General features: G+C 72.1%; 15 protein-coding genes, 1 tRNA gene and 1 riboswitch. Of the genes, 10 read left to right on the top strand and 6 right to left on the bottom strand.

The genetic code is table 11. The features are described 5' to 3' along the window. Positions 1-3 precede the first annotated feature (3 nt). Genes J3P32_RS00205 through J3P32_RS00190 form a run of 4 tightly spaced genes read right to left on the bottom strand, consistent with a single transcriptional unit; the run spans position 4 to position 4,331 of the window. Entirely contained in the window at positions 4-783 is a 780-nt protein-coding gene (locus tag J3P32_RS00205) for a 3-oxoacyl-ACP reductase (protein ID WP_210437534.1), read from the bottom strand. A gap of 43 nt (positions 784-826) precedes the next feature. Then, entirely contained in the window at positions 827-2,179 is a 1,353-nt protein-coding gene (locus tag J3P32_RS00200) for an aldehyde dehydrogenase family protein (protein ID WP_210437533.1), read from the bottom strand. Positions 2,180-2,199: 20 nt separating this feature from the next. Beyond that, positions 2,200-3,567, bottom strand: coding sequence for a glutamine synthetase family protein (locus J3P32_RS00195; protein ID WP_307807608.1), 1,368 nt, complete (start codon positions 3,565-3,567; stop codon positions 2,200-2,202). A gap of 29 nt (positions 3,568-3,596) precedes the next feature. Further along, the gene (locus tag J3P32_RS00190; protein WP_210437532.1) at positions 3,597-4,331 is read right to left on the bottom strand and encodes a FadR/GntR family transcriptional regulator; all 735 of its coding nucleotides are present in this window, start codon (positions 4,329-4,331) and stop codon (positions 3,597-3,599) included. A gap of 145 nt (positions 4,332-4,476) precedes the next feature. On the opposite strand from J3P32_RS00190, the gene J3P32_RS00185 reads away from it, so the two are divergent. After that, a complete protein-coding gene (locus tag J3P32_RS00185) occupies positions 4,477-6,054 on the top strand; it encodes an amino acid permease (protein WP_210437531.1) in 1,578 nt (525 codons plus the stop codon). 69 nt (positions 6,055-6,123) lie between these two features. On the opposite strand, the gene J3P32_RS00180 is transcribed toward J3P32_RS00185, so the two are convergent. After that, positions 6,124-6,209 (bottom strand) — tRNA-Leu (locus tag J3P32_RS00180). Between the two features lie 80 nt (positions 6,210-6,289). On the opposite strand from J3P32_RS00180, the gene J3P32_RS00175 reads away from it, so the two are divergent. The 6 genes from J3P32_RS00175 to ribH all read left to right on the top strand — a co-directional run bounded on the left by J3P32_RS00175 (position 6,290) and on the right by ribH (position 12,145). Next, positions 6,290-7,633 (top strand): M20/M25/M40 family metallo-hydrolase, encoded by a 1,344-nt coding sequence (locus tag J3P32_RS00175; RefSeq protein ID WP_210437530.1) that lies wholly within the window; start codon positions 6,290-6,292, stop codon positions 7,631-7,633. 169 nt (positions 7,634-7,802) lie between these two features. Continuing rightward, positions 7,803-7,960: riboswitch (FMN riboswitch) on the top strand. 76 nt (positions 7,961-8,036) lie between these two features. Continuing rightward, entirely contained in the window at positions 8,037-9,095 is a 1,059-nt protein-coding gene (gene ribD / locus J3P32_RS00170) for a bifunctional diaminohydroxyphosphoribosylaminopyrimidine deaminase/5-amino-6-(5-phosphoribosylamino)uracil reductase RibD (protein ID WP_246849839.1), read from the top strand. Continuing rightward, complete coding sequence (locus J3P32_RS00165; protein ID WP_210437529.1) at positions 9,095-9,730, top strand: riboflavin synthase; 636 nt, start codon at positions 9,095-9,097, stop codon at positions 9,728-9,730. Before ribD ends, J3P32_RS00165 begins: the two co-directional genes overlap by 1 nt. Beyond that, complete coding sequence (pnuC, locus tag J3P32_RS00160; protein ID WP_210437528.1) at positions 9,727-10,422, top strand: nicotinamide riboside transporter PnuC; 696 nt, start codon at positions 9,727-9,729, stop codon at positions 10,420-10,422. The genes J3P32_RS00165 and pnuC overlap by 4 nt, the downstream gene beginning before the upstream one ends. After that, a complete protein-coding gene (locus J3P32_RS00155; RefSeq protein WP_210437527.1) occupies positions 10,419-11,669 on the top strand; it encodes a bifunctional 3,4-dihydroxy-2-butanone-4-phosphate synthase/GTP cyclohydrolase II in 1,251 nt (416 codons plus the stop codon). Before pnuC ends, J3P32_RS00155 begins: the two co-directional genes overlap by 4 nt. After that, a complete protein-coding gene (ribH, locus tag J3P32_RS00150; protein WP_210437526.1) occupies positions 11,666-12,145 on the top strand; it encodes a 6,7-dimethyl-8-ribityllumazine synthase in 480 nt (159 codons plus the stop codon). The genes J3P32_RS00155 and ribH overlap by 4 nt, the downstream gene beginning before the upstream one ends. On the opposite strand, the gene J3P32_RS00145 is transcribed toward ribH, so the two are convergent. Next, positions 12,142-12,387, bottom strand: coding sequence for a DUF3072 domain-containing protein (locus J3P32_RS00145; protein WP_210437525.1), 246 nt, complete (start codon positions 12,385-12,387; stop codon positions 12,142-12,144). The two genes, ribH and J3P32_RS00145, sit on opposite strands and share 4 nt — an antisense overlap. A gap of 105 nt (positions 12,388-12,492) precedes the next feature. On the opposite strand from J3P32_RS00145, the gene J3P32_RS00140 reads away from it, so the two are divergent. Genes J3P32_RS00140 through J3P32_RS00130 form a run of 3 tightly spaced genes read left to right on the top strand, consistent with a single transcriptional unit; the run spans position 12,493 to position 14,084 of the window. After that, positions 12,493-12,756 carry a phosphoribosyl-ATP diphosphatase gene (locus J3P32_RS00140; RefSeq protein WP_210437524.1) on the top strand — a complete coding sequence of 88 codons (264 nt, stop codon included), beginning with the start codon at positions 12,493-12,495 and terminating at the stop codon, positions 12,754-12,756. 19 nt (positions 12,757-12,775) lie between these two features. Continuing rightward, positions 12,776-13,621, top strand: coding sequence for an ATP phosphoribosyltransferase (hisG, locus tag J3P32_RS00135; RefSeq protein WP_210437523.1), 846 nt, complete (start codon positions 12,776-12,778; stop codon positions 13,619-13,621). Then, the gene (locus tag J3P32_RS00130; protein WP_210437522.1) at positions 13,605-14,084 is read left to right on the top strand and encodes a PH domain-containing protein; all 480 of its coding nucleotides are present in this window, start codon (positions 13,605-13,607) and stop codon (positions 14,082-14,084) included. The genes hisG and J3P32_RS00130 overlap by 17 nt, the downstream gene beginning before the upstream one ends. Positions 14,085-14,100 lie beyond the last annotated feature (16 nt).

Here is a 14,100-nt window from a genome sequence, read left to right as displayed (position 1 = left end):
GGCTCAGAGCGGCGTGACGTAGGCGCCGGAGATGCCGCCGTCGACCAGGAAGGTGTTGGCGGTCATGAAGCTCGACTCGTCCGAGGCGAGGAAGAGCACGGCGTTGGCCATCTCCTCGGGCTCGCCGAACCGGCCCATCGGCACGTGCACCAGCCGGCGGGCCGCCCGCTCGGCGTCGCTGGCGAACAGCTCCTTCAGCAGCGGCGTGTTGACCGGGCCGGGGCACAGCGCGTTGACCCGCACCCCCTCGCGCGCGAACTGCACCCCGAGCTCGCGCGACATCGACAGCACACCGCCCTTGGACGCGGAGTAGGAGATCTGCGACGTGGCCGCGCCCATGACCGCGACGAACGACGCGGTGTTGATGATCGACCCCCGCTTCTGCTCGAGCATGTAGGGCAGGGCCGCCTTGCAGCACAGGTAGACGCTGGTGAGGTTGACCTCCTGCACGCGCCGCCAGGCGTCGAGGTCGGTGTCGAGGATCGAGTCGTCCTCCGGGGGCGAGATGCCGGCGTTGTTGAACGCGATGTCGACCGAGCCGTAGGTGTCCTTGGCCGTCCGGAACAGCGCGTCGACCTGCTCCTTGGAGGTCACGTCGACGTGCACGTACGTCACCGCGTCGGGCCCGCCGAGCTCCGCGGCGAGCGCCTCCCCGGCGGCGTCGTCGATGTCGCCGACGACGACGCGCGCGCCCTCCTCGACGAAGCGCCGCACGGTCGCCAGCCCGATGCCGCTGCACCCGCCGGTGACGACCGCCGTGCGGCCCTCGATGCGTCCTGCCATGCCTGTTCCTCTCGTGGTGCCGATCAGGGGGTCGCGCGTGGTCTCAGTGCGCGATGAAGACGTTCTTCTCCTCGGTGAACGCGTCGGGCGCGTCCGGCCCGAGCTCGCGGCCGAGTCCGGACTGCTTGTAGCCGCCGAACGGCGTCCAGTAGCGCACCGAGGAGTGGCTGTTGACCGACAGGTTGCCGGCCTCGACGGCGCGGGCGACCCGCAGCGCGCGGCCGACGTCGGAGGTGAAGATCGAGCCGGACAGGCCGTACTCGGTGTCGTTGGCCAGCGCCACGGCCTCGTCCTCGTCGTCGAAGGCCATCACCGCGACCACCGGGCCGAAGACCTCCTCGCGCCACACTGCCTCGCCGGTGTCGCGCGACTCGACCACCGTCGGCGGCAGCCACCACCCGGGGCCGTCGGGCGCGGTGCCGGTGAACGCGACGCTGGCGCCCTCGACGTAGGACCGCACGGCGTCGCGCTGGCCCGCGGAGACCAGCGGGCCCATCTCGCTCTGCTCGTCGGCCGGGTCGAGCACGCGCAGGGCCTTGACGGCGGTCTCGAGCCGCCCGACGAACTCGTCGTACGCCGCGCGCTGCACGAGGATGCGCGACCGCGCGCAGCAGTCCTGCCCGGCGTTGTCGAACACGGCGTACGGCGCGCTCGCGGCGGCCGCGGCCACGTCGGCGTCGGCGAAGACGATGTTCGCGCTCTTGCCGCCGAGCTCGAGGGTCACCCGCTTGACCTGGTCGGCGCAGCCGGCCATGATCTGCTTGCCGACGGCCGTGGAGCCGGTGAAGCAGACCTTGCGCACCAGCGGGTGGGTGACGAAGCGCTCGCCCACGACGGAGCCCTTGCCGGGGACGACGGTGAGGACGCCCTCGGGCAGGCCCGCCTCCAGCGCGAGCTCGCCGATCCGCATCGCGGTCAGCGGTGTCAGCTCCGCCGGCTTCAACACGACCGTGTTGCCGGCCGCGAGCGCGGGGGCGAAGCCCCAGGCCGCGATCGGCATCGGGAAGTTCCAGGGCACGATGACGCCCACCACGCCCAGCGGCTCGTGGAAGGTGACGTCGGTGCCGCCCGGCACCGGGATCTGCCGGCCGAAGAGCCGCTCCGGCGCGGCCGAGTAGTAGTTCAGGCAGTCGCGGACGTTGCCGGCCTCCCAGCGGGCGTTGCCGATCGTGTGGCCGGCGTTGAGGACCTCGAGCTGGGCGAGCTCCTCGAGGTGCTCGTCGACGACGGCGGCGAAGGTGCGCAGCAGCCGCGCGCGCTCGCCCGGCGCGACGTCGCGCCAGGCTGCGAAGGCGTCGGCGGCCCGCTCGATCGCCGCGTTGGTCTCCTCGAGCGTCGCGGAGGCGGGGGAGGCGTCGAGCTCGACGCCCGTGGCGGGGTTGATCAGGGTGCTCATGTCAGTGTCCGGTGCCTTCCTCAGAGCCGCTCGAACCCGCGGACGAGCTCCCAGTCGGTGACGGCGGCGTTGTAGGCCGCCAGCTCGACGTCGGCCATGTTGGCGTAGTGGTCGACGACGTCGTCGCCCAGGGTCGCCCGGGTCACCTCGGAGGTGTGGAACCGCTCACGTGCGGCACCCATGGTGCTCGGCACGCGCGGCCTGTCGGATGCGTAGGCGTTGCCGGTGAGCTCGGGCTCGAGCTCGAGCTCGTGGTCGATGCCGTGCAGCCCGCCGGCGATCATCGCCGCCAGCGCGAGGTAGGGATTCGCGTCGGCTCCGGGGATGCGGTTCTCCATCCGCGCGCCGGCGCCGCGCCCGACCAGGCGCACGGCACACGTGCGGTTGTCGAGGCCCCACGCGAGGGTGGTGGGTGCGAACGAGCCGTCGGCGAAGCGCTTGTAGGAGTTGATGTTGGGCGCGAAGAACAGGGCGAAGTCCGCGGCGGTGGCCAGCACGCCTGCGACGAACCTGTCGTAGAGCGGCGTACGCGCGTCCCGGGCGTCGTCCCAGAACACGAGGTCCCCGTCGGCCCCGCGCAGCGACAGGTGGATGTGGCAGGAGCTGCCCTCGCGCTGGTTGGGCTTGGCCATGAACGTGATCGACTTGCCGTGCTGGGCGGCGATCTCCTTCGCGGCGTTCTTGTAGACGACGTGGTTGTCGGCCGTGGTCAGCGCGTCGTCGAACAGGAAGCCGATCTCGTGCTGGCCGAAGTTGCACTCGCCCTTGGCGCCCTCCACGTCGAGCCCCGCGGCGTACATGTGGTTGCGGATGTCGCGCAGCAGCGGCTCGACCCGCGTGGTGCCGAGGATCGAGTAGTCGATGTTGTACTGGTTGGCGGGCACGAGGTCGCGATAGCCCTTGAGGCGCGCCTCCTCGTAGGTGTCCTCGTGGATGACGAACTCCAGCTCGGTGCCCGCCATCGCGACCAGGCCGCGCTCCTCGAGCCGCGCGAGCTGCGCACGCAGGATCGCCCGCGGGCTCGCCGACACCGGCCGGTGGTCGGCCCACTCGAGGTCGCACTGGACCATCGCGGTGGCCGGCAGCCACGGGAGCAGCCGGATCGTCCGCTCGTCCATGACGAGCTCCATGTCGCCGTAGCCCTGCTCCCACGACGTCATCGCGTAGCCGTCGACGGTGTTCATGTCGACGTCGACCGCCAGCAGGTAGTTGCAGCCCTCGGTGCCGTGGCCCACGACGTGGTCGAGGAAGTACCGCCCGTGCAGCCGCTTGCCCTGCAGCCGGCCCTGCATGTCGGTGAAGGCGACCACGACGGTGTCGACGTCGCCGGCCTCGATGCGTCGGCGCAGGTCGTCCATGCTGAGGTGCCGGTCGTTGCGTGTGCTCACGTGGTCTCCTGTGGGGGCGGCGGTGCCGGTCAGACGAGCAGGCCGCGCAGCAGCGCGGCCGTGTCGTCGCAGTGGTCCTCCATCACCTTCCGGGCGCGCTCGGCGCGCCCGTTGAGGATGGCCGTGCAGATGAGCCGGTGCTGGTGGTGCGAGTGCCCGATGTTGGTGTCGAGCGCGGGAATGGCGGCCAGCATCGTGTCGAGCGTGGACTGCACCGACGTGACCGCCTCCTGGAGGCGGGCCGAGCCGCTGAGCGCGGCGATCGTGAGGTGCAGCCGCGAGTCGGCCTGCCGGTGGGCGCGCTTCCCGGCCGCGTCGTGCACCGCCGCCTCCGTCGCCGTGAGCCGCTCACGGTCGGGGTCGGCGAGCTCGTGGCTCGCGGCGAGGTGCGCGGCGCCCGGCTCCACGACCCGCCGGAACTCCAGCGCGTCGAGCCACTCGGACTTCGTGGCGGCGGACAGCCGGGACAGCCCGCCGCGGATCCGGGCGCGGGCCTGCGAGGTCACCGTCGAGCCGCCCCCGCGGCCGCGCCGGGTCTCGACGAGGCCGGCCTGGCGGAGCGCGGCGATGGCCTCGCGGAGCGTCGCCCGGCTGACGGCGAGCCGCTCGGCGAGCTCCCGCTCGGGCGGCAGCACGCTGCCCACCGGGTAGACGCCGAGGCGGATGGCCGTGGCGAGCTGCTCGACGCAGCCCTCGAACGCGTGGTGCCCGCGCACCGGCCGGAGCACCGCCGCGGTGAGGTGCTCGTGCGGCTGCGCGGTCATGCGGGCCAGTCTGGGCACGTCCGGGGTCCACGGTCAATGGTCGGAGTTCATACCAATTTTCGGCTGTTCTCTGCGAGGCCCTTTACGGCGGGTGCGGCCGGGTCTACGGTGCCGAGCACCCGACGACGCCCCGAGAGGTGTGCCCATGTCCGCTGAGTCCGCTGCTGGATCCGCAGGAGGAACTGCCCGAGAGCGCGAGCTGACCGACGACGAGAAGCATCTCGCCAAGCTGGGCTACTCCCAGGAGCTGAGCCGGAGCTGGTCGAGCTTCTCCAACTTCGCGATCTCGTTCTCCATCATCTCGATCCTGGCCGGGTGCTTCACGACCTTCGGCCAGGCGTGGAACAACGGCGGGCCCATCGCCATCTCGTGGGGCTGGCCGATCATCTCGGCGTTCATCCTCATCATCGGCTTCACGCTCAGCGAGCTGGTCTCCGCCTATCCCACCTCGGGCGGCATCTACTGGTGGGCGGCCAAGCTGGGCGGCCCGGCGGCCGGGTTCTTCTCCGGGTGGCTCAACCTCATCGGGCTGCTGGCGGTCACGGCGAGCGTGGCGTACGGCGCCGCGACGTTCCTCGACCTGACCATCAGCACGATCAGCACCGACTGGGCCGAGAGCTACTCGCTCACCCGGGTGTTCCTGCTCTTCGTGGCGATCCTCGTGCTCGCCTCGGTGCTCAACATCTTCAGCGGCCACCTGCTCGCGGTCATCAACAACATCTCGGTGTGGTGGCACGTCGCCGGCGCGGCGATCGTCATCGCGGTGCTGATCATCGTCCCGCCCACCCACCAGAGCCTCGACTTCGTCTTCACCGAGCGCATCAACAACTCCGGCTTCAGCAACGGTGCCTACTGGTTCCTGGTGCTGCCGCTGGGCTTCCTGCTCACCCAGTACACGATCACCGGCTTCGACGCCTCCGCCCACCTCTCCGAGGAGACCCAGGGCGCGGCGGAGGGGGCGGCGAAGGGCATCTGGCGCTCGATCTTCTACTCCGCGATCGGCGGCTACGTGCTCCTGCTGGCGTTCCTCTTCGCCGTGCAGGACCCGCAGGGCGTCAGCGAGGGCTTCGGGGCGGTGGACGTCATCTTCGGCCAGGCGCTGCCGGACGGATGGCACTTCCTGGTACTGCTCATCTCCACCGCCGGCCAGCTGTTCTGCGCCACCGCGTGCCTGACCAGCGCGTCGCGAATGACGTTCGCCTTCAGCCGCGACGGCGCGATCCCCGGCTCGCGCTGGCTGTCCAGGGTCAACAAGACCACCCGCATCCCCGCCAACGCCGTGATGTTCGTGGCGGTCGTCGGCATCGTGATCACGCTCCCGGCGCTCAAGAGCATCGGCGGCGTGCCGGTGGCCTTCTACGCCGTCGTCTCGGTCGCGGTGATCGGGCTCTACCTGTCCTTCGTGATCCCGATCTTCCTGCGCTGGCGCTTGGGTGACGCGTTCGAGGCGGGCACCTGGAACAACGGCGCGAAGTACAAGTGGATGAACCTCGTGGCGGTGCTCGAGATCCTCATCATCTCGGTCTACTTCGTCCTGCCGTTCACGCCGGCCGGCGTGCCGTTCAGCGACGACTTCGCCTGGAGCAGCGTCAACTACGCCCCCGTCCTCACCATCGGCACGCTGCTCGTGCTCGCGATCTGGTGGAACGTGTCGGCCAAGCGGTGGTTCACCGGGCCCAGGACCACGATCGACCACGACGTGGTCAACGCGTTCGACGACTGAGCGCGCCCCGCGGCCGGCTGCCCGGACAAGCGAAGAACCCCAGGTCTGCGACCTGGGGTTCTGCTCGTGTGTCCGAGGGGGGACTTGAACCCCCACGCCCTAATACGGGCACTAGCACCTCAAGCTAGCGCGTCTGCCAATTCCGCCACCCGGACGAGTGCTGGAGAACAGTAGCAAAGGGGTTCCCGGCCAACGAATCGGGGCCGCTGCACACTCGTGGGGCAGGATGGACGGCATGGACCAGGCGCCCCAGGACCCCTCCCACGACACTCCCCAGGACCGCGCGTACGACCCCGCCGCGGAGGTGGTGCAGCTCTGCCAGGACCTCATCGGGATCGACACCTCGAACTACGGCACCGACGACGGGCCCGGGGAGCGCAAGGCCGCCGAGCTGGTGGCCGGCCTGCTCGACGAGGTGGGGATCGCGAGCGAGGTCATCGAGGGCCGGCCGGGCCGGGCGAACGTCGTCGCGCGCTGGGGCGGTGGCGACGGCCGCGCCCCCCTGCTGCTGCACGGCCACCTCGACGTCGTACCGGCCGAGGCGTCGGACTGGCAGGTCGACCCGTTCAGCGGCGAGATCAAGGACGGCCACGTCTGGGGCCGGGGCGCGGTGGACATGAAGGACTTCGACGCCATGCTGCTCAGCGTCGTGCGCGCCCGCGCGGCGGCGGGTGCCGCGCCCGACCGGGAGGTGGTGCTGTGCTTCACCGCCGACGAGGAGGCCGGCGGGCACCACGGCGCCGGGATCCTGGTCGACGACCACGCCGACCTGCTCGCCGACTGCTCCGAGGCCGTCGGGGAGGTCGGCGGCTTCTCCGCGACCGTGCGGGGCCGCCGGGTCTACCTCATCGAGGCGGCCGAGAAGGGCATGGCCTGGATGCGCCTCACCGCCCGCGGCCGTGCGGGCCACGGCTCGATGATCAACGACGACAACGCGGTGACCCGGCTCGCCGGGGCGGTCGCCCGCATCGGCGCCCACCAGTGGCCGGTGCGGCTGACGCCGACCATGGAGGTGCTGCTCGCGACCATCGGCGAGCTCGCCGGCACCGAGGCGACGCCGGACAACGCCGAGGCCCTGGTCGAGGAGTTCGGCGACGCCGCCCGGATGCTCGGCGCCGTCATCCGCAACACGGCCAACCCGACGATGCTGCGGGCCGGCTACAAGACCAACGTCATCCCGACCGACGCCCAGGCGACCGTGGACGGGCGCTTCCTGCCCGGCTACGAGGACGAGTTCTTCGCGACGCTCCGCGAGCTCGCCGGCGACGGGATCGACTTCTCGTTCGAGTCCAAGCAGGACCCGTGGGAGACGCCGTACGACGGCGACCTCGTCACGGCGATGACGCGCAGCCTGCTCGCCGAGGATCCCGACGCGGTCGTCGCGCCGTACCTGATGAGCGGCGGCACCGACGCCAAGCACTTCCGCAAGCTCGGCATGCGGTCCTACGGCTTCGCGCCGCTGCGGCTGCCCGCGGACCTCGACTTCACCGCGCTGTTCCACGGCGTCGACGAGCGGGTGCCCGTGGACGCGCTGGAGTTCGGCGCGCGGGTCTTCGACCGGTTCCTCGACCAGGTCTGAACCTCGCGGGCGTGTCGCGAACTTCTCGGGGCGTGCAGGCCACCGGAAGTTCGCGTTCCCCCGGGTAGGCGGGGGAACAGGAGGCAGGAGGGACCCGTGTTGCGCAGGTCACGCCCGGACACCGGTGAGGGAATGCGCGGCGCTGTGGCACAGTTGCGCCGGTAAGAGCTCGCGTGCTCTGGGGGCGGTGGAACTCCGCACCGGCGGTGACCGAGCGGGGCTTCGTGCCTCGCCTCGGAAGTCCGCGACCCGGCCACAGCCAGTGGCCGGTTGACCAGGTGGAACTCCTGGACCGACGGTCAAAGTCCGGATGAGAAGTGCACGCAGACGGCTCCGCGCTCCTCGAGGGAGCGCGAGCACCGTCGCCCGCCCCCCGGAGTCCGCACACGGACCGGAGGCGGAGATGACGAACACCGAGGCGGAGCGCCGCGCGATGCAGCGCGCGCTCGCGATCGCCGCCACCCCCGGCGTGCCCCTCGGTCCCAACCCCCGCGTCGGCTGCGTGCTCCTGGCTCCCGACGGCACCACGATCGCGGAGGGGTTCCACCGCGGCGCGGGTACGCCGCACGCCGAGGCCGCCGCCCTCGCAGCGGCCGGCGCCGCCGCGCGGGGCGCGACCGCCGTGGTGACCCTCGAGCCGTGCGACCACACCGGTCGCACGGGGCCGTGCAGCGAGGCGCTCATCGCCGCCGGCGTACGGCGCGTGGTGTACGCCCAGACCGACCCGAACCCCGTCGCCCGAGGCGGCGCCGGCCGCCTGCACGGTGCGGGCGTCGACGTCGAGCAGGGGCCGATGGCCGCCGAGGCGGAGGCCCTGAACCGGGCCTGGACCTTCGCCGTCACCCACGGACGCCCCCTCGTGACCTGGAAGTTCGCCACCACGCTCGACGGCCGCAGCGCCGCCCCCGACGGCACCAGCCGCTGGGTGTCGAGTCCGGCCGCGCGCCGCGACACCCACCGCCTGCGCGCGCTGTGCGACACGATGCTCGTCGGGACGAACACCGTCGAGGTCGACGACCCGCGGCTCACCGTGCGCGACGAGGACGACACGCCGCTGCCCCGCCAGCCGCTGCGCGCCGTGATGGGGCTGCGCGACCTGCCACCGGACCGCCGGGTCCTTGACGGCGAGGCCGAGACCGTGCACCTGCGCACCCGCGACCCGGAGGAGGCGCTGGCGCGACTGCACGCGCTGGAGCGCCGGCACGTGTTCCTCGAGGGCGGTCCGACGCTCGCGCGCGCCTTCCTGCAGGCCGGTCTGGTCGACGAGGTCGTCGCCTACGTCGCCCCGATGCTGCTCGGCGCGGGCAGGAACGCCGTCGCCGACCTCGGCATCGGCACCATCGCGGACGCCCTGCACCTCACCCTCGACGACGTCGCCGTGCTGCCCGGCCACGACGGCGACGACACCAACGTACGGCTCACCATGCGGCCCCAGCCGGGTGCCGAGCAGAGGAGGAACTGATGTTCACCGGGATCGTCGAGGAGCTCGGCACGGTCGCCGCGATCACCGACCAGGGCGACGCCATCCGGCTCACGATCGAGGCCGCCACGGTGCTCGAGGGCACCGGACTGGGCGACTCCATCTCCGTCAACGGCTGCTGCCTCACGGTCGCCGAGCTCGGGGACGGCACCTGGACGGCCGACCTCATGCAGGAGACGCTCGACAAGACCTCCCTGCGCGGCGTCGCGCCGGGCGACCGGGTCAACCTCGAGCGGGCGGTCACCGTCGACAAGCGGCTCGGCGGGCACATCGTCCAGGGCCACGTCGACGGCGTCGGCGAGATCGTCTCCCGCTCGCCGAGCGAGCACTGGGACGTCGTGGAGGTCTCGCTGCCCGCCCACCTCGCGCGCTACCTCGTCGACAAGGGGTCCATCACCGTCGACGGCGTGAGCCTCACCGTCGTCGAGGCGCGCGAGAGCGGCTTCACCGTCAGCCTCATCCCCGAGACCCTCGCCCGGACGACCCTCGGCGCCCGCCGCGTCGGCGACCTCGTCAACCTCGAGGCCGACGTCATCGCCAAGCACGTCGAGAAGCTCCTCGGCGCCTACGCCCACGCCGGGGACGCCCGGACCCTCCGAACCGACGAGGAAGAATGATGACCCTGCTCGAATGGCTCGTCCACGGCACCATCCCCGTGCCAGGCGGCGGCTCCCTCGGTGCTCGCGAGGTGATCGGCAACCTGTTCGGCCTGGCGAGCGCCGTCCTCGGCATGCGCCGGCTGGTGTGGGCCTGGCCCGTCGGCCTGGTCGGCAACGTGCTGCTCTTCACCGTCTTCGCGACAGGGGAGCTCTCCGGTCACATCGAGGAGCCGCTGTGGGGGCAGGCGGGCCGCCAGGTCTTCTTCGCCGCCGTCTCGCTCTACGGGTGGTGGCGCTGGTCGCAGGCGCGCCGGGCCGGCGGGGCGTCGGACGGCGGCGCGATCGCGCCCCGCTGGGCGACGTGGGCCGAGCGCGGCCAACTGCTCGTGCTGGGCGTCGTGGGGTACGCCGCGGCGTACCTGCTGCTCACCCGCGTGCTGGGATCGTGGGGCCCGACCACCGAGGCGTGGATCCTCGCCGGCTCGATGCTGGCCACCTACGGGATGGCGCGCGGGTGGGTGGAGTTCTGGCTGGTGTGGATCCTGGTCGACGTCGTCGGCGTGACCACGCTCGTCCAGGCGGAGTACTACCCGACGGCCGGGATGTACCTGTTCTACGCCGTCTTCGTCGTCATCGGCTTCGTCGTGTGGTGGCGCGCGAGCCGCACGGTGGTCGACGCCGCCGAGGAGAAGCAGGCGGTGCCGGCATGAGCCCCGGCAGCGTCAGGCTCGACACCGTCGAGCGCGCGATCGCCGACATCGCGGCGGGCAAGGCGGTCGTCGTGGTCGACGACGAGGACCGCGAGAACGAGGGCGACATCATCTTCGCCGCCGCCAAGGCGACGCCGGAGCTGATGGCCTTCACGATCCGCCACTCCAGCGGCGTGATCTGCGTGCCCATGCCGGGCGACATGCTCGAGCGGCTGGAGATCCCGCTGATGACCCCGCACAACAAGGACCGGCTGCGCACGGCGTACACCGTGTCCGTCGACGCGCGCGACGGCGTCTCGACCGGCATCAGCGCGGCGGACCGGGCGCGCACCGCCCGGACGCTGGCCGACTCGGCCACCGAGCCCTGGGAGCTGACCCGTCCGGGCCACGTCTTCCCGCTGCGCTACCGCGAGGGCGGGGTCCTGGTGCGTCGCGGGCACACCGAGGCCGCCGTCGACCTGGCCCGGCTCGCCGGTCTCACGCCGGCCGGCGTCCTGGTCGAGGTGGTCAACGACGACGGCACGATGAAGCGGGCGCCCGAGCTGCGCGAGTTCGCCGACGAGCACGGGCTGGCGATGATCTCGATCGAGGACCTCGTCCGGTACCGGCGGCGCCACGAGCGGCACGTCGAGCGCGTCGCGGAGACCCGGCTGCCGACCCGGCACGGGCTGTTCACCGCCTACGGCTACCGCATCACCATCGACGACTCCGAGCACGTCGCGCTCGTGCACGGCGACCTCGCGGAGGCGGTCGAGCGGGGCGAGCCGGTGCTCACCCGCGTGCACAGCGAGTGCCTGACCGGCGACGTGTTCGGCAGCGAGCGCTGCGACTGCGGCCCGCAGCTCGACGAGGCGCTGGCCCGGGTGGTCGCCGAGGGCAGGGGAGTGGTCGTCTACCTCCGCGGCCACGAGGGCCGAGGGATCGGCCTGGTGGCCAAGCTGCAGGCCTACCAGCTGCAGGACGGCGGACGGGACACCGTCGACGCCAACCTCGACCTCGGCCTGCCGGCCGACGCACGCCACTACGGCACCGCGACCCAGGTCCTGCGCGACCTCGGCATCTCCTCGGTCCGGTTGATGACGAACAACCCCGCCAAGACGGCGAGCCTCGAGGACTACGGGATCACCGTCACCGAGCGCGTGCCGCTCACGCCGCACCCCAACGACCACAACCTGGCCTACCTGCTCACCAAGCGCGACCGGATGGGCCACGACCTGCCAGACCTCAGCCACGGAGGAACCCCATGAGCGGCGCCGGAGCCCCCACGTCCCAGCCCTTCGACGCCAGCGACCTGCAGGTGGCCGTCGTCGCCGCGAGCTGGCACACCCAGGTGATGGACGGCCTCGTGGCCGGCGCCGCGCGCGCGCTGGCCGCCTACGGCATCACCGAGCCGGAGCTCGTCCGGGTGCCGGGGACGTTCGAGCTGCCGGTGGTCGCCGCGGCGCTCGCACGTGAGGGGTACGACGCGGTGGTGGCGCTCGGCGTCGTCATCCGGGGCGGCACCCCGCACTTCGACTACGTCTGCTCCGCCGCGACCGAGGGGCTGACCCGGGTCAGCGTCGAGCACGTGATGCCGGTCGGCTTCGGGGTGCTCACGTGCGACACCGAGGAGCAGGCGCTCGACCGGGCCGGCCTCGACGGGTCGAGGGAGGACAAGGGCTGGGAGGCCACGGCCGCGGCGCTCGACACCGCGCGGGTGCTCCGGGCCCGGCGCGCCGGCTAGCTCGTCCGGTCGCTGGCTCCCTGCAGCCGGTCGATGTGCTCCGACGCCTCCGCCTTGGTCAGGTCGGCCGGCAGCTCCTCGCCGGCCTCCCGGGCCAAGGTGTCGAGGTAGCTGCGCTGCGCGCCCGTCATGGGCTCGTCGCCGGTGACCCAGTCCTCGGGGTCCTTGCGGGTGCTGTCGCCACTGGTGGCCCCGATCGTCTCGCGGGGCTCGGGGTCCGAATGCGTGTTCGAATTGCTCATGCCCCGACGGTAGCGCGCCGTGCCGACAGGACAACCCCCGCAGGGGCGGTCCGCGCACGGGACCGCTGGTGGCGGCGTCGTCACGGCGCCGTAGGGTTGTCCCTCGTGAAGACGTTCGAGGACCTGTGGGCGGAGCTGTCCACCAAGGCCGCGGAGCGCCCCGAGGGGTCCGGCACCGTGCAGCAGCTCGACGCCGGGATCCATGCCATCGGCAAGAAGCTGCTCGAGGAGGCCGCCGAGTCGTGGATGGCCGCCGAGCACGAGGGCAAGGAGGCCACGGCGCTGGAGATCAGCCAGCTGCTCTACCACGCGCAGGTCCTGATGCTGGCCTCCGGCCTGACCCTCGACGACGTCTACGCACACCTCTGAGAGCCCCGGAGAACCTCGCATGACCCTCCGCATCGCCGTCCCCAACAAGGGGTCGCTGTCCCAGGCCGCCACCGACATCCTGCGCGAGTCCGGCTACCGCCAGCGCACCGACACCAAGGAGCTCGCGCTCGTCGACTCCGAGAACGGCGTCGAGTTCTTCTACCTGCGCCCGCGCGACATCGCGCTCTACGTCGGCGAGGGCACCCTCGACGTCGGGATCACCGGTCGCGACCTGCTGCTCGACTCCGGGGCGAAGGCCGACGAGACGATGAGCCTCGGGTTCGGCCGCTCGCGCTTCCACTTCGCCGGCCCGGCCGGCCGCTACTCCTCGCTGGAGGACCTCGCCGGCCTGCGCGTCGCGACGTCGTACGTCGGGGTGGTGGAGGACTACCTGTTCCGCCACGGCATCGACGCCACCGTCACGCGCCTGGACGGCGCGGTCGAGACCAGCATCCAGCTCGGCGTGGCCGACGTCATCGCCGACGTCGTGGAGACCGGCTCGACGCTGCGCGCCGCCGGCCTGGCCACCTTCGGCGAGGTCATCCTCGAGTCCGAGGCCGTGCTGATCACCCGTGGCGGGCAGGTCCCCGACGACTTCGAGATCTTCCGCCGGCGGGTCGAGGGCGTCCTGGTGGCGCGCAGCTACGTGATGATGGACTACGACATCGAGGAGGCCCACCTCGACCGAGCGACCGAGCTCGCCCCCGGTCGCGAGGGGCCGACGATCTCGCCCCTCGGCAAGCCCGGATGGGTGGCGGTGCGGGTCATGGTGCCGCGCGCGGGTGCGCAGCGGCTGATGGACGAGCTGTACTCGATCGGTGCCCGCGCGATCCTGCTGACCGACATCCATGCCTGCCGCCTCTGAGCGCCCGGCAGGCCGGGCGGTGCCCTCGCTGCCGCACACCTGGCGGCCGATGGGCGTGCGGCTGGCCGTGGTCGGCTTCGGCCTGACGCTGCTCGTCGTGTGCGCTGCGGCGTGGTTCGGCTTCGACGACGAGACCCGCGCCAGGTTCACCTTCCTCCAGCGAGCCACCCTGCTCGCCCTCGGCGCGGGCTTCGCCACCATCGGATGGGCGCTCGGCCGGTCACGGGTGACGGCCGAGTCGGCGGCCCTGGTCGTGGTCAACGGGTTCCGCACCCGCCGGCTCGCCTGGGAGCAGGTGGTGGCCGTGCACCTGCCCGCGGGCGCCCCGTGGGCGACCCTCGACCTCGCCGACGGCACGACGATCTCGGCCATGGCCTTCCAGGGCTCGGACGGCAAGGTGGCCCGCGACGGCGTGCGCCAACTGCGGGCGCTGATCGCCCGCGCCGGACCCGCCGACGACTGAGCCGCCTCCACGGCGT

The organism is Nocardioides xinjiangensis (assembly GCF_017916385.1).
GTDB classification, from domain to species: domain Bacteria; phylum Actinomycetota; class Actinomycetes; order Propionibacteriales; family Nocardioidaceae; genus Nocardioides; species Nocardioides xinjiangensis.
This window is presented reverse-complemented; position numbering and strand designations above follow the sequence as displayed.

Coding starts and splice junctions, on each gene's coding strand:
- J3P32_RS00205 (WP_210437534.1), bottom strand. CDS start 783: ATGGCAGGACGCATCGAGGGCCGCACGGCGGTCGTCACCGGCGGGTGC.
- J3P32_RS00200 (WP_210437533.1), bottom strand. CDS start 2,179: ATGAGCACCCTGATCAACCCCGCCACGGGCGTCGAGCTCGACGCCTCC.
- J3P32_RS00190 (WP_210437532.1), bottom strand. CDS start 4,331: ATGACCGCGCAGCCGCACGAGCACCTCACCGCGGCGGTGCTCCGGCCG.
- J3P32_RS00185 (WP_210437531.1), top strand. CDS start 4,477: ATGTCCGCTGAGTCCGCTGCTGGATCCGCAGGAGGAACTGCCCGAGAG.
- J3P32_RS00175 (WP_210437530.1), top strand. CDS start 6,290: ATGGACCAGGCGCCCCAGGACCCCTCCCACGACACTCCCCAGGACCGC.
- ribD (WP_246849839.1), top strand. CDS start 8,037: ATGACGAACACCGAGGCGGAGCGCCGCGCGATGCAGCGCGCGCTCGCG.
- J3P32_RS00165 (WP_210437529.1), top strand. CDS start 9,095: ATGTTCACCGGGATCGTCGAGGAGCTCGGCACGGTCGCCGCGATCACC.
- pnuC (WP_210437528.1), top strand. CDS start 9,727: ATGATGACCCTGCTCGAATGGCTCGTCCACGGCACCATCCCCGTGCCA.
- J3P32_RS00155 (WP_210437527.1), top strand. CDS start 10,419: ATGAGCCCCGGCAGCGTCAGGCTCGACACCGTCGAGCGCGCGATCGCC.
- ribH (WP_210437526.1), top strand. CDS start 11,666: ATGAGCGGCGCCGGAGCCCCCACGTCCCAGCCCTTCGACGCCAGCGAC.
- J3P32_RS00145 (WP_210437525.1), bottom strand. CDS start 12,387: ATGAGCAATTCGAACACGCATTCGGACCCCGAGCCCCGCGAGACGATC.
- hisG (WP_210437523.1), top strand. CDS start 12,776: ATGACCCTCCGCATCGCCGTCCCCAACAAGGGGTCGCTGTCCCAGGCC.
- J3P32_RS00130 (WP_210437522.1), top strand. CDS start 13,605: ATGCCTGCCGCCTCTGAGCGCCCGGCAGGCCGGGCGGTGCCCTCGCTG.